The sequence below is a fragment of the Ruegeria sp. AL2 genome (genome assembly GCF_056540845.1).
The window spans coordinates 70,007-82,368 of sequence record NZ_JBQFXM010000006.1 but is presented as its reverse complement, the minus strand read 5'-3'; the positions used below and the strand labels follow the sequence as shown (position 1 = coordinate 82,368).

13 protein-coding genes are annotated in these 12,362 nt (G+C 59.4%); 9 read left to right on the top strand and 4 right to left on the bottom strand.

The genetic code is table 11. The features are described from left to right. Positions 1 to 12: 12 nt before the first annotated feature. Together ACR0ID_RS10425 and ACR0ID_RS10420 are read right to left on the bottom strand one after the other, a co-directional pair. The gene (locus ACR0ID_RS10425) at positions 13 to 513 is read right to left on the bottom strand and encodes a type III secretion system chaperone family protein (RefSeq protein WP_209598027.1); all 501 of its coding nucleotides are present in this window, start codon (positions 511 to 513) and stop codon (positions 13 to 15) included. 321 nt (positions 514 to 834) lie between these two features. Continuing rightward, on the bottom strand, positions 835 to 1,083 hold the full coding sequence (locus tag ACR0ID_RS10420) for an accessory factor UbiK family protein (protein WP_171669487.1): 249 nt from the start codon (positions 1,081 to 1,083) through the stop codon (positions 835 to 837). A gap of 97 nt (positions 1,084 to 1,180) precedes the next feature. On the opposite strand from ACR0ID_RS10420, the gene lgt reads away from it, so the two are divergent. The 5 genes from lgt to ACR0ID_RS10395 all read left to right on the top strand — a co-directional run bounded on the left by lgt (position 1,181) and on the right by ACR0ID_RS10395 (position 5,401). Further along, entirely contained in the window at positions 1,181 to 2,071 is an 891-nt protein-coding gene (lgt, locus tag ACR0ID_RS10415) for a prolipoprotein diacylglyceryl transferase (protein WP_480605232.1), read from the top strand. Continuing rightward, a complete protein-coding gene (locus ACR0ID_RS10410) occupies positions 2,068 to 3,135 on the top strand; it encodes a class I SAM-dependent methyltransferase (protein WP_480605230.1) in 1,068 nt (355 codons plus the stop codon). Before lgt ends, ACR0ID_RS10410 begins: the two co-directional genes overlap by 4 nt. Beyond that, on the top strand, positions 3,132 to 3,890 hold the full coding sequence (gene pgeF / locus ACR0ID_RS10405) for a peptidoglycan editing factor PgeF (protein ID WP_480553930.1): 759 nt from the start codon (positions 3,132 to 3,134) through the stop codon (positions 3,888 to 3,890). The genes ACR0ID_RS10410 and pgeF overlap by 4 nt, the downstream gene beginning before the upstream one ends. A 270-nt stretch (positions 3,891 to 4,160) precedes the next feature. Next, positions 4,161 to 4,289, top strand: coding sequence for a hypothetical protein (locus ACR0ID_RS10400; protein WP_267362961.1), 129 nt, complete (start codon positions 4,161 to 4,163; stop codon positions 4,287 to 4,289). Positions 4,290 to 4,618: 329 nt separating this feature from the next. Further along, entirely contained in the window at positions 4,619 to 5,401 is a 783-nt protein-coding gene (locus tag ACR0ID_RS10395) for a Hint domain-containing protein (RefSeq protein WP_480605228.1), read from the top strand. A gap of 119 nt (positions 5,402 to 5,520) precedes the next feature. Here the strand turns inward: ACR0ID_RS10395 and ACR0ID_RS10390 are convergent, their stop codons facing one another. Next, positions 5,521 to 6,021 (bottom strand): Lrp/AsnC family transcriptional regulator, encoded by a 501-nt coding sequence (locus ACR0ID_RS10390; RefSeq protein ID WP_480475487.1) that lies wholly within the window; start codon positions 6,019 to 6,021, stop codon positions 5,521 to 5,523. A 227-nt stretch (positions 6,022 to 6,248) separates the two neighbouring features. Between ACR0ID_RS10390 and trxB the strand changes: the two genes are divergently transcribed. The 4 genes from trxB (at position 6,249) to ACR0ID_RS10370 (ending at position 11,330) form a co-directional block, all read left to right on the top strand. After that, positions 6,249 to 7,190 carry a thioredoxin-disulfide reductase gene (trxB, locus tag ACR0ID_RS10385; protein WP_267362965.1) on the top strand — a complete coding sequence of 314 codons (942 nt, stop codon included), beginning with the start codon at positions 6,249 to 6,251 and terminating at the stop codon, positions 7,188 to 7,190. Between the two features lie 3 nt (positions 7,191 to 7,193). Next, complete coding sequence (locus tag ACR0ID_RS10380) at positions 7,194 to 7,643, top strand: RES family NAD+ phosphorylase (RefSeq protein WP_480493622.1); 450 nt, start codon at positions 7,194 to 7,196, stop codon at positions 7,641 to 7,643. An 80-nt stretch (positions 7,644 to 7,723) separates the two neighbouring features. After that, positions 7,724 to 9,415: an adenylate/guanylate cyclase domain-containing protein gene (locus ACR0ID_RS10375; RefSeq protein ID WP_480605225.1), complete on the top strand. Its 1,692-nt coding sequence runs from the start codon at positions 7,724 to 7,726 to the stop codon at positions 9,413 to 9,415. Positions 9,416 to 9,611: 196 nt separating this feature from the next. Continuing rightward, positions 9,612 to 11,330, top strand: coding sequence for a bifunctional sulfate adenylyltransferase/adenylylsulfate kinase (locus tag ACR0ID_RS10370; RefSeq protein WP_480519148.1), 1,719 nt, complete (start codon positions 9,612 to 9,614; stop codon positions 11,328 to 11,330). 101 nt (positions 11,331 to 11,431) lie between these two features. On the opposite strand, the gene ACR0ID_RS10365 is transcribed toward ACR0ID_RS10370, so the two are convergent. Beyond that, positions 11,432 to 12,319, bottom strand: a complete 888-nt coding sequence (locus ACR0ID_RS10365; RefSeq protein ID WP_480605223.1) for a PhzF family phenazine biosynthesis protein — start codon at positions 12,317 to 12,319, stop codon at positions 11,432 to 11,434. Positions 12,320 to 12,362 lie beyond the last annotated feature (43 nt).

Below are 12,362 nucleotides of genomic sequence, written 5' to 3'. Positions count from 1 at the left end.
CGGAGCAAAGGTTTACGCGCGGCCGTAGGCCTCTGCAATGGCCACTTGCATGGCTTCTTCTGGCCCTCTGTTGCCCCAGGTCACCAATTGGATCGCGGGGTAGTACCGCTCGGCGCTCATGACGGCGGCATTGATCATCGTGTCGATCTGGTCAGCGCTGGCCGTTTGCCCGCCTGCAAGGACCAGACCATAGCGATAGACCATCAGCTTCTGGTTTGCCCAATAGGTAAACGCGCCTGCCCAGCACTGGTCGTTCATCTTGTTGAGCAGCTCATAGAGCTGCATTTCACGCTCGGCCGGTGGTTCCATTTCGAAGCTGCACACCATGCGCAGCGTTTCGTCATAGTTGGACCAGGCCAGTGTGATCGAGTAGGTGCGCCACTGCCCTTCAACGGCCATGGCAATCTGATCGTCCCCAATGCGATCAAAATCCCAGTCGTGATGTTCGGCCAGATGCTCAACAATGTCGATCGGATGAATGTCTTCTTCGAGATACTGCTCGGAAAGGGCCATAATGCCACCTCACTAATCTCTAGCATTTCGGGGCTGGCAGCGCCCCAGCGCTAGTTGCCTGCTCTACAAACCGGGCTTCCCCCATAGGCCTGTACTAAATATGGTGCGATGTGGCGTAAGTTCTGGCAACCCTAATTATTGGGGATAACAGCAATAAGTTGTGGACAGAAAGCAACGGCGATCAAAATATTGGTGCCAGAGTCAGCTTTATCTTGAATAAATTATGCGACGCGTCAGAATACACAGCACCGCACAATCCGGGCTGGATTGCGCGACTGAATGCTTTGTCCAAAAATTGTGAAAACAGGGAACGCCGGGGCGTTATTTTTCCAGTTTTGCCTCGAGCGCGGCGATGCGGGCTTCGAGTGCAGCGTTTTCTTCGCGTGCCTTCTGGGCCATGGCGCGCACGGCGTCAAATTCTTCACGGGTAACGAAATCGCGGTCGGCCAGCCAGCGGTCGATCATCGACTTCATCGCGTTTTCAGCCTCTTCCCGCGCGCCCTGCGCCACGCCCATGGCGTTGGTCATCAGTTGGGACACGTCATCCAGGATCTTGTTGCGGGTCTGCATATCTGTTCTCCGATCTCGCGGTTTACATGTATATGGGCAAAGAATGGCGCGGGCTCAAGGTTGACTTGACCTGCAAACCCCGGGCAATGAGACGCACATGCAGGCTGTTCTGAATTTCCCCGATCTGTCGCCCGAACTGTTCTCGATCCCGCTGTTCGGGATGGAGTTCGCGTTAAGGTGGTATGCGCTGGCCTATATCGCGGGCATCCTGATCGCGTGGCGGCTGGCCGTTGTGGCGTTGCGCCGCCCAACGCTCTGGCCTGCGGATGGCCCGCCGATGAAGCCCGAGCAGCTGGAGGATCTGGTCACCTGGATCATTCTGGGCGTGATTCTGGGCGGACGGCTGGGCTTTGTGCTGTTCTATCAGCCGGCTTATTACCTGTCGCACCCGCTGGAGATCGTGAAGGTCTGGCAAGGCGGCATGGCCTTTCATGGCGGATTGCTGGGCGTGATCCTTGCGTCGTACCTGTTTGCACGACGGCACCGGATCCCTGCCCTGTCGCTGGGGGATCTGGTCGCCTACACCGTTCCGCCCGGATTGCTGCTGGGGCGGCTGGCCAATTTCGTCAATGCCGAGCTGTGGGGCCGCCCGAGTGAGCTGCCCTGGGCCGTCATTTTTCCAGGATTTGCTGCGCAGGATTGCCCCGACGTGGTCGCAGGCATGTGCGCCCGGCACCCGTCGCAGCTGTATGAGGCCGCGCTGGAGGGTGTTTTGCTGGGGGCGGTATTGCTGTGGCTGGTCTATCGGCGCGGCGGTTTTCGCACACCGGGCCTTGTCATGGGGACGTTCCTGGCGGGCTACGGCGCGTCGCGCTTTATCGTCGAGTTCTTTCGCCAGCCGGATGCGCAGTTCGTATCGCCCGGCAATACACTGGGGCTGGCCTGGCATGTGGGCGGGTACGGGCTGACCATGGGGCAGTTCCTGTCGCTGCCGATGATCGCGCTTGGTCTGTGGTTTGCCCTGCGGGCGCGGCGGCGGGCGGCATGAGCCTGACCGATCACCTGATCGCCCGCATCCGGCAGGATGGACCGCTGAGCGTGGCGGATTTTATGGGCGAATGCCTGCTGCATCCGACGCTGGGCTATTACACGACCCGTGATCCGCTGGGGGCTGCGGGGGATTTCACCACAGCGCCGGAAATCAGCCAGATGTTCGGGGAGCTGGTCGGGCTGTCTCTGGCGCAGAGCTGGATGGATCAGGGACAGCCCGCACCGTTTACCCTGTGCGAGCTGGGGCCGGGGCGCGGTACTCTGATGGCCGATATTCTGCGCGCCACACAGTCAGTACCCGGATTTCACGAGGCGGCGCAGGTTGTTCTGGTTGAAGCATCGCCTGTATTGAAACAGGTGCAGGCGGCAACGCTGAAGGATTACGAGGCGGTCTGGATTGAAACGATCGTCGACCTGCCCGACCAGTCACTGTTGCTGGTTGCCAACGAGTTCTTTGATGCCCTGCCCATCCGCCAGTTCCAGCGTGACGGTACGGGTTGGCGCGAGCGTCTGGTGGGCGAACGCGACGGCGCGTTGATGTTCGGACTCGGCCCGAACGGGCCGCAGGTGGCGTTGAATGACAGGCTGTCGGACACCAAGGACGATGATCTGGTCGAACTATGTGCTGCTGCAATTCCCATTCTGACCGTGATCGCGGGGCGGATCGCCAGCCATGGCGGCGCAGCGCTAATTACCGACTATGGTGACTGGCATTCGCTGGGCGATACTTTGCAGGCTCTGCAAAACCACGAACATACCGATCCTCTGGCATCGCCCGGTCAGGCCGATTTGACCGCGCATGTGGATTTTGAGCCTTTGGCTATTGCGACCCGTGCCTGTGGTTGCAGGCATTCCCGCCTGACACCGCAGGGCGTCTTCCTTGAACGGCTGGGGATCACCGCCCGCGCGCAAGCCCTGTCCAAGGCGCTGAGCGGTTCCGAGCTGGATGCGCTGATTGCCGCGCATCGGCGGTTGACGCATCCTGATGAAATGGGAAATCTGTTCAAGGTGATGGGCCTTTTCCCGGCCTATGCAGCCCCACCACCAGGATTGGAACCATGACGCTGGAAATTCTGACCTCGGACCTTCTGTCGCCATTTCGCCATGGGTTCTTTACCCGTCGCGGCGGCGCGTCTTCTGGAATTTTCAGCGGCTTGAATTGTGGTCAGGGGTCCTCGGATCAAACCGAGATTGTCGCGCTGAACCGGCGACGGGTGGCCGACGCGATGGAGGTTGAACCCGAGGCAATGGTCGCGGTGCATCAGGTTCATTCGCCAACGGTTCTGACAGTCAAAGCCCCGGTTGAAGGTGAAAAGCCCAAAGCGGATGCCATTGTCACAGCAACACCCGGTCTGGCCCTGACGATCCTGACGGCCGATTGCCAGCCGGTTCTGTTCGCCGATCCCGACGCGCATGTGATCGGTGCCGCCCATGCCGGGTGGCGCGGCGCGCTGGACGGTGTTCTGGAGGCAACGCTGGACGCGATGGAGGCGCTGGGAGCCGACCGCAGCAATATCTGCGCCGTGATCGGACCCAGTATTTCCCAGCGCGCTTACGAGGTGGGGCCAGAGTTTCTGGACGCGTTCCTTGCGGATTCGCCGGACAACAGCCGCTTTTTTGCCAATGGTGAAAGTGACCGCCTGCAATTTGATCTGCCCGCCTTCGGGCTGCACCGGCTGCGGCAGGCGGGAATCGGACAGGCCGAGTGGACCCGGCACTGCACATATTCCGACCCCGACAGGTTCTATTCCTATCGCCGATCAACGCACGCGAACGAGGTCGATTACGGGCGGCTGATCTCCGTCATAAGATTGTGATCTTCGTCCAGATTTAGGTGTCCTGCCACTTTTCCGCCACATTTGTTGTGTTGATTGGGCATCAGAATCGTAACGAGTTTTTGCCAGTAATCAGATCGGTATCTGACGTTCGAAAATCGGGCGCTGGCGTGTTGAGTGGGAGGTCCGTCTGACTTCATTTTTCTGTCCGCAAATCATCCCGGATAAGCCTTATCCCTGCCGCAAACGCGCGTCACAAAAGGTTTACAGAGGATGTGGGGAAATACGCCCCGCTCAGAGCAGGACCAAAAAATGAAAACCAAATCACGCTTTCTGAAAGCCATGGTCGAGGCCACTCGGGACCAGAACCTGGAAATGCCGTGGAAGCGGGTAACAAGCAATTCTGTCAGGGTCGCCAGTCGCATCGCGGCACGACGCTGAGACAGAAAAACCCAGAGACCAAGCTGCCGGTCTTATCTGGGTCAACGCGTATCAGGTTTGCTCCGGCCTGATGTATCGCGCGTCACGAACGAGGGGTTCGTGACTTTTACGGAGTTGTGTGTGCGGGCAATTTCGCCCGTGAAGTACGAGTTTGTCTGGGGGGTCAATGTGTTGACCATTGGAAAGCGAGCTTTAGTCGCGTTGCGGGACCGTTCCGGTCGTCGCCCGGGGGTCACCCATTTGTTTCAAGACAAAGAACCAGTTCGCCGGGCGCGTCTGTACGGGGGTACGCCGCGCCTGACCGAACATTTTGAGGGGACGGAATATTAATGACTATTCCAAATTCACTGGCCCGCGCGGCCAGAAATGCAATCGAAACTTCGGCCATGCTGCGAGAAATACCGCGGCCAGTTTCAAAGCCAAAGGCCCAGCTGCGCCGCTATGAAGTCAGCAGCCTGCTAAAGAATGGAGATGTGGTTCAGACCCGCCATATCGCGCCCGCCTTGCCGATGTTTGAAGACGCGTTTTGTGCCTTCACACGTGGATCTTTGGTGGAAACAGAACATGGACCGATGGCAATCGAGGATTTGATGCCTGGGGATACGGTCCTGACGCAGAATGGCGCATCGGAAACCGTGTTGTGGAAGGGATCTGTCACGTTGATCCCCGGACGCGCGGATTCACGTGGCCGGACGCGACCGCTGACGCGGATCATGGCGGATACGTTCGGGATGCAAAAGCCAATGTCGGGTGTCATTGCCGGCCCGGCGGCGCGAATCGTGGGAACACCTGCGCAATTGCGGCACCTGCATGGGGGACAGCCGATTCTTACACCCGTGTCCGAATTTCAGGACGGGATGGGTGTCATTGAAACAATGCCGCCTACCCCCGTTGAACTGTTTCACATTTGTTTAAAACGCCATTCCGTTATTCGCGTAGATGGATTACAGTTCGAAACATATCATCCAGGTGTGAACGCGGTTCGCATGATCAGCCACTCGCTTCGGTCGATCTATCTGAACCTGTTCGCGCATATCGAGTCGCTGAACGATTTTGGCCCGCTGCTGATGCCGCGCGCCGGAGATGGTGAGATCGACGCGATGACGGCCTGAGCATGATTGTGATTACTGCATTATGGGGGGCATCATGCAGCTGGTAATAAGTTGGGTTCTATCCCTTGCGGTGGCAGCACTGTTGCCACCAATCACCGCGCAACCAAAACGTGTTGGGGTCACGCCATCCGGTTCATACGTTCTTCCAGAACGTCGAACGGTACGCCTGGCTCGTCTTTTGCGCCGCGAATAACGAGCGATGTCTTGACGCTGGCCACGTTTGGCGTGGTCAGCAACTCGCCCGTCAGAAACTGCTGAAAGCTGCTCAGGTCAGGTGCAACGCATTTCAGAATGAAATCCACTTCGCCGTTCAGCATGTGGCATTCGCGGACCAATGGCCAATCGCGGCAGCGGCCTTCGAACGCGCGCAGTTCGACTTCGGCCTGGCTGTCCAGACCTACCATGGCAAATACCTGAACCTCGAACCCCAACTCGCGTGAGTTGACCTCGGCGTGGTAGCCGGTGATGAAGCCGGATTCTTCGAGTGTGCGCACCCGGCGCAGACAGGGCGGGGCCGAGATTCCGACCCGTTTTGCCAGCTCGACATTGGTCATACGACCGTCCGCCTGCAGTTCCGCCAGAATCTTGCGATCAATATCATCCAGCCGAGTCGTGACCATCAAATGCTCCTGATTTTTTCGGTTCTTATATCAGCACCCCACACGCGCGCAATAATGTTTCGCAGATGCGCAATTTTCTTTGTTTCCTTTTCGCCTTCTTCCCGTAAACACAAGGCACCCCGGCCCGAGGGGGCCTGAACAGTAAGGGGCTTTAAGCCGGGCCAGTCGGTCGCTATATCGGGGCGACGGGCCGCGGGCCCAATTCAGGCAATTCGAGCGGGGGCACCATGGCCGACACAAGACACACTAAGGTTCTGATCATCGGGTCAGGGCCCGCAGGGTACACCGCAGGCGTTTATGCAAGCCGCGCCATGCTGGAACCCATTCTGGTACAGGGCATCGAACCCGGTGGTCAGCTGACAACGACGACCGAGGTCGAAAACTGGCCCGGCGACACCGAGGTGCAGGGCCCGGACCTGATGGTGCGGATGCAGGACCATGCGAAGGCCATGGGATGTGAGGTGATTGGCGATATCATCAGCGATCTGGACCTCAGCAAGCGCCCCTTCACCGCCAAGGGCGACAGCGGCACCACCTATACCGCTGATGCGGTCATTCTGGCCACAGGCGCGCGTGCAAAATGGCTGGGTCTGCCCTCGGAAGAGAAGTTCAAGGGCTTTGGCGTCTCGGCCTGCGCCACCTGTGACGGGTTCTTCTATCGCGGGCAGGAAATCGTGGTGATCGGTGGCGGTAACACAGCCGTGGAAGAAGCCCTGTTCCTGACCAATTTCGCCAGCAAGGTGACCCTGATCCACCGCCGCGATGAGTTGCGGGCGGAAAAGATCCTTCAGGATCGCCTGTTGAAGAATGAAAAGATCGAACCGCTGTGGTTCCACCAGCTGGAAGAAGTGATCGGCACCGATGCGCCTTTGGGCGTCGAAGGTGTTCGGGTCAAACATGTTAAAACCGGCGAGATCACCGAGATCCCGTGCAAAGGTGTCTTTGTCGCCATCGGCCACGCCCCTGCGAACGAGTTGGTCAAGGACACGCTGGAAACCCATATGGGTGGTTATGTCGTCACCAAACCGGGCAGCACCGAAACCTCGATCCCCGGCGTGTTCGCGGCAGGCGATCTGACCGACCATGTCTATCGTCAGGCGGTAACAAGCGCCGGGATGGGCTGTATGGCGGCACTGGATGCCGAACGGTTCCTGGCCGAACAGGACTGATACATGCTTGAATTCTCTGGCCCTGTCTGGAGAATTCTGTTTGCGTCGCAGGCAGCGACCCCATTGCTGCCTGCCCGCGCGCCTGAGGGGCGCTTTCATCATTCCGGACAGTTCGCGCTTTATGCCTCGCTCAGCGCCGAGGGCGCTTCGGTCGCCATCCGGCGCTACGTCTCGGGGGATGATCCCGACCGCGTGATACAAAGGTTTCTGGTGGAAAACGCGCGGTTGGTGGACTACCGCGGGCAGACGGCTGTCTCGGTGATCTGGCAGGATAATCGTGCTATGGGGGTCCCTTCGCCGACATGGGCTTTTTCGGATAAAGCGCGGGCACTGGGGGCGGACGGCTTGATCTACAGCTCGCGCACGCGCCCCGACCTCAGCCATCTGGTGCTGTTTTGTGCGGACAAGATATCAATTCACTCCCAACACCCTGCCACCCACTGGCAGGCTTAGATTTGCACCCGAAGCCTTGACCTGACCGCGAACGTCCCCGCAAAGTCCAACCACAGCGAACAGCGATACAGGTGGTATTCTTGAAGAGCGCTTTGTGGCGTGGCGGTTGGGCAACCCGGCTTCGGATCGGCAGCGGGTTGGTTCTGTTTGCTTTCGCTTTCTTCCATTTTATCAACATCGGGATGGGCCTGTTTCACACCGATTATCTGCACGGGATGCAGGACGGTCGAACAGCGGTGACGCGGCATATCCTTTTGAGCGTGCTGCTTTATGCGGCGCTGTTCACGCATGCCGGTCTGGCGCTGACCTCGATCGCGCAGCGCCGGACCCTGCGCATGCCGTTCAGCACGGCGTTGCAGGTGGTTCTGGGTCTGCTGATACCTTTGCAGCTGATCTCGCATGTCATCCAGACTCGGGTCGCGCACGAGATCTATGACGTCAATGACGAGATGGGGTATATCATCATCCTGATGTGGCCCAGCACCGTGATATGGATGCAAAGCGCGTTGTTGCTGATCGTCTGGGTGCATGGCTGTATCGGACTGCATATGTGGCTACGGCTGACGAAATGGTGGTCCAGCGCCGTACCCTATCTGATCGGTGTTGCCGTCTTCATCCCCATGTTCGCTTTGGCCGGTCTGCTGACCGAGGGCCGTCGCATTTGGTTGGATTTCGCAGATGAGTTTCTGCGGGAACAATATATCGAGCATTACAACTGGCCCTCGCCCGAGGCGTTTCAGACCATGTTCACCGTCAAGGACAATGCCCTTCTGGCGTTCTGGCTGGCCTTGGCGGCCACGGGTCTTGTGTATATCGGGCGCAAGCTGTGGCGGCGCAGGCATTCGGTGCGGGTGAATTACAGCAGCGGGCCCGAGGTAGATGCCGAAAAGGGGATGACCCTGCTTGAGATTTCGCAGGCACATGGTGTGCCCCACGCGGCCTTGTGCGGCGGGAAGGGGCGCTGCACCACGTGCCGTGTCATCGTCGAAGAGGGCGCCAGTGCCCTGCCCCCGCCCGGCGATGTCGAGGCCCGCAGTCTGGCCGCTGTCGGCGCCTCACCGCAGACAAGGCTGGCCTGTCAGATCCGCCCGACGGAACCGACCACCGTTTTCCGCGTTTTTCAACCGGATGGCGGGCGCATCCGCGGGCATGCCAGTCAGGGGCAGGAACGGAAACTGGCCGTGCTGTTTCTGGACATGCGTGGATTTACCGCTCGCACGACCGGTCAGTTGCCCTATGACATCGTGTTCCTGCTGAACCGGTTCTTCGACGCCGTTGTTCCTGCCATCACCAAGGACGGGGGTGTCGTGGACAAGTATATGGGTGACGGGTTGCTGGCGGTTTTCGAAAAACCCGATGCAGCAGCATCCGCCAGCGCTGGGTTGAAAGCTGCGATAGATATCAGCCATGCCCTCGACCGGTTCAACGAACGGCTTGAGGCCGAGGGCAGCCCTGGCATTCGGATCGGAATGGGCCTGCACCTTGGGGATCTGGTGCTGGGTGAGATTGGCGCGCAGGGACATGCCGCTAGAACGATCATCGGCGACGCTGTCAATGTGGCCAGCCGACTGGAAAGCGAGACCAAGGCGTTGGGGGTCGAACTGCTGGTCTCACAAGAAGTGTTGACGGCTGCGGGCATGGACCTGCCGCCGGAGGGTATCCGGATGTTCCAGCTGCGCGGCGTTGCCGATCCGATTCCCGCCCTGCCAGTCACTCGCGCGTCCGGGCTTGCGCCACACACGCAAAAACAGGAACAGTCATACTTTGCATGATCGGATTATCTACGCCCAGGGGAACCAGATCATCATTTTGATTTCAGAGTTGGAAATTCCTTCCAATCCGCGAGAAATCAGCGCATATCGTCCTTTGTTTCATTGACGCCAGTGGACTTCGCGCGACAGTCGGTGCAAATGCCCCGAAAACGCCCTCGAATCACTGGCAACACAACACTGCGATAAGAGTATTCAGATGACGATGTTAAGCAATCTGGCCCCCATTCCCGAACTTTATGTGTCGTACGACTCGGCCCAGAAACTGAAGGTTGAAGCCGCCGACCTGACCAGTTGGGATCTGAGCCCGCGCCAGATCTGTGATCTGGAACTGCTGATGAATGGCGGTTTCAATCCGCTCAAAGGTTTCCTGAGCGAAGCCGATTACGACAATGTCGTTGAAAACATGCGTCTGGCTGATGGCACCCTGTGGCCGATGCCCATCACGCTGGACGTCAGCGAAGATTTTGCGGACAAGATCGAACTGGGTCAGGATATCGCGCTGCGTGATCAGGAAGGCGTGATCCTGGGCACCATGACGGTGACCGACCGCTGGACCCCGAACAAGGCGCGCGAAGCTGAGAAGGTTTTTGGCGCCGATGACGATGCCCACCCGGCTGTGAACTATCTGCACAATGTGGCGGGCAAGGTCTATCTGGGTGGCCCTATTGTTGGCATCCAGCAGCCCGTTCACTATGACTTCCGCGGTCGCCGCGATACACCAAACGAGCTGCGCGCCTATTTCCGCAAACTGGGCTGGCGGCGGATCGTGGCCTTCCAAACCCGCAACCCGCTGCACCGTGCGCATCAGGAGCTGACTTTCCGCGCTGCCAAGGAAGCGCAGGCCAACCTGCTGATCCACCCGGTCGTCGGCATGACCAAGCCCGGCGACGTGGACCACTTTACCCGCGTGCGCTGCTATGAGGCGGTACTGGACAAGTATCCCGCATCCACCACCTCGATGAGCCTGCTGAATCTGGCGATGCGCATGGCAGGCCCGCGCGAGGCGGTCTGGCACGGGCTGATCCGTGCCAACCATGGCTGCACCCATTTCATCGTGGGCCGAGATCACGCGGGCCCGGGCAAGAACTCGGCCGGTGAAGATTTCTATGGCCCCTATGACGCGCAGGATCTGTTCCGCCAGTTCCAGGATGAGATCGGCGTTGAGATGGTCGATTTCAAACACATGGTCTATGTGCAGGAACGCGCGCAATACGAGCCGAATGACGAGATTCTGGATAAGGACAATGTCACGATCCTGAACATCTCGGGCACCGAACTGCGCCGCCGTCTGGCCGAGGGCCTGGAAATCCCCGAATGGTTCAGCTTTCCCGAAGTTGTGGCCGAGCTGCGCAAGACCAAGCCGCCACGCAGCCAGCAGGGCTTTACCGTGTTCTTCACCGGCTTCTCGGGCTCGGGCAAATCCACCATCGCCAACGCGCTTATGGTCAAGCTGATGGAGATGGGGGGTCGTCCGGTCACGTTGCTGGATGGCGATATCGTGCGAAAAAACCTGTCATCCGAACTGGGTTTCTCGAAAGAGCATCGCGACCTGAACATCCGCCGGATCGGCTATGTGGCATCCGAGATCACCAAGAACGGTGGCATCGCCATCTGCGCCCCGATCGCACCTTATGCCACCACACGCCGCGCGGTGCGCGAAGAGATCGAGCAGTTCGGTGCCTTCTGCGAAGTGCATGTTGCGACCACCATCGAAGAGTGTGAGCGGCGCGACCGCAAGGGTCTGTATAAGCTGGCCCGCGAGGGCAAGATCAAGGAATTCACCGGCATCTCGGACCCGTATGACGTGCCTCAGAACCCCGAGCTGCGTGTCGAGACCGAGAATGTCGAGGTCGACAACTGCGCCCATCAGGTATTGCTGAAGCTGGAAAGCATGGGCCTGATCGCAGCCGGCTGAATCTGATGAATGAAACGAAGCGGCCTCCGGTTTACGGGGGCCGTTTTTGTTTTGACGAAGCTGAGGTGTTTGGGGACGTCGACGGGTGTGAGCCGGTTCGTCTATTGCGCGGTCTCTGGCAGGTCAACCTGCCCGCGCATCAGGATATGCCCCTGACCGGCAACCTTGATCCCCGTCATCGCGTCGGCGGGTCCAACGCGCGTGACAACGGCCTGACCGGGGCGGCCCATATCGTGACCCTGTTCCGCAACGAAACTGTCTTTGGTCATTAGCCCGTATCTCCACAGATAGGCCGCCATGGCCCCGGTGGCGGACCCGGTAAACGGATCCTCGGGCGGGCTGGGCGGGGCCATAAGCAGGCGCGAGAACGTATCGCCCGCATCGGTGGCCCCTTGGAGCGTCACGAGGAAAGGCTCGGCCATATCCGAGCCGGAATACCCTGCCGTCGCAGCCACTTTCCGCAGCGCGCCCTCGGACAGGCGGGCCGCGCGCAACGCGTCATGATCGCGCAGAACGGTGATACAGAAGGGCAAGCCGGTTGAAACCATCCGGGGTGGCGAGATGATGGCTTCTTGCGGCAGGCTGATCGCCTTTGCCACCAGATCGGCAGGCACATGCGCACCAAATTGCGGTGCGATCTGCGTCATTTCGATCTGGTCGCCCTGCAATCCGATCGAAACCAGACCCGCGCCGGTTTCCAGCGTCAGATTATCGCCGGAGATCATACCGCGCGACCGCATCGCCGCTACGGTGGCAATCGTCGGGTGCCCGGCAAAGGGAATTTCACGGCTGGCCAGAAAATACCGGACGCGGATGTCGGCCACGTCGGACGGGCCGGTGAATGTGCATTCGACCAGAGAGGTTTCGCGCACATATGCCATGCAGACCTCGGCCGAGAGACCCGCGCCGCCATGGACCACGGCACAACCGTTGCCGCCAAATGCACGATTGGTGAAGGCGTCTACCCAGTCGAATTCAAACCAGCTCATGCAGTCGGCTCCGTTACAGGTTAAAAGCGGCAGTTTCGCCGAT

Coding starts and splice junctions, on each gene's coding strand:
- ACR0ID_RS10425 (WP_209598027.1), bottom strand. CDS start 513: ATGGCCCTTTCCGAGCAGTATCTCGAAGAAGACATTCATCCGATCGAC.
- ACR0ID_RS10420 (WP_171669487.1), bottom strand. CDS start 1,083: ATGCAGACCCGCAACAAGATCCTGGATGACGTGTCCCAACTGATGACC.
- lgt (WP_480605232.1), top strand. CDS start 1,181: ATGCAGGCTGTTCTGAATTTCCCCGATCTGTCGCCCGAACTGTTCTCG.
- ACR0ID_RS10410 (WP_480605230.1), top strand. CDS start 2,068: ATGAGCCTGACCGATCACCTGATCGCCCGCATCCGGCAGGATGGACCG.
- pgeF (WP_480553930.1), top strand. CDS start 3,132: ATGACGCTGGAAATTCTGACCTCGGACCTTCTGTCGCCATTTCGCCAT.
- ACR0ID_RS10400 (WP_267362961.1), top strand. CDS start 4,161: ATGAAAACCAAATCACGCTTTCTGAAAGCCATGGTCGAGGCCACTCGG.
- ACR0ID_RS10395 (WP_480605228.1), top strand. CDS start 4,619: ATGACTATTCCAAATTCACTGGCCCGCGCGGCCAGAAATGCAATCGAA.
- ACR0ID_RS10390 (WP_480475487.1), bottom strand. CDS start 6,021: ATGGTCACGACTCGGCTGGATGATATTGATCGCAAGATTCTGGCGGAA.
- trxB (WP_267362965.1), top strand. CDS start 6,249: ATGGCCGACACAAGACACACTAAGGTTCTGATCATCGGGTCAGGGCCC.
- ACR0ID_RS10380 (WP_480493622.1), top strand. CDS start 7,194: ATGCTTGAATTCTCTGGCCCTGTCTGGAGAATTCTGTTTGCGTCGCAG.
- ACR0ID_RS10370 (WP_480519148.1), top strand. CDS start 9,612: ATGACGATGTTAAGCAATCTGGCCCCCATTCCCGAACTTTATGTGTCG.
- ACR0ID_RS10365 (WP_480605223.1), bottom strand. CDS start 12,319: ATGAGCTGGTTTGAATTCGACTGGGTAGACGCCTTCACCAATCGTGCA.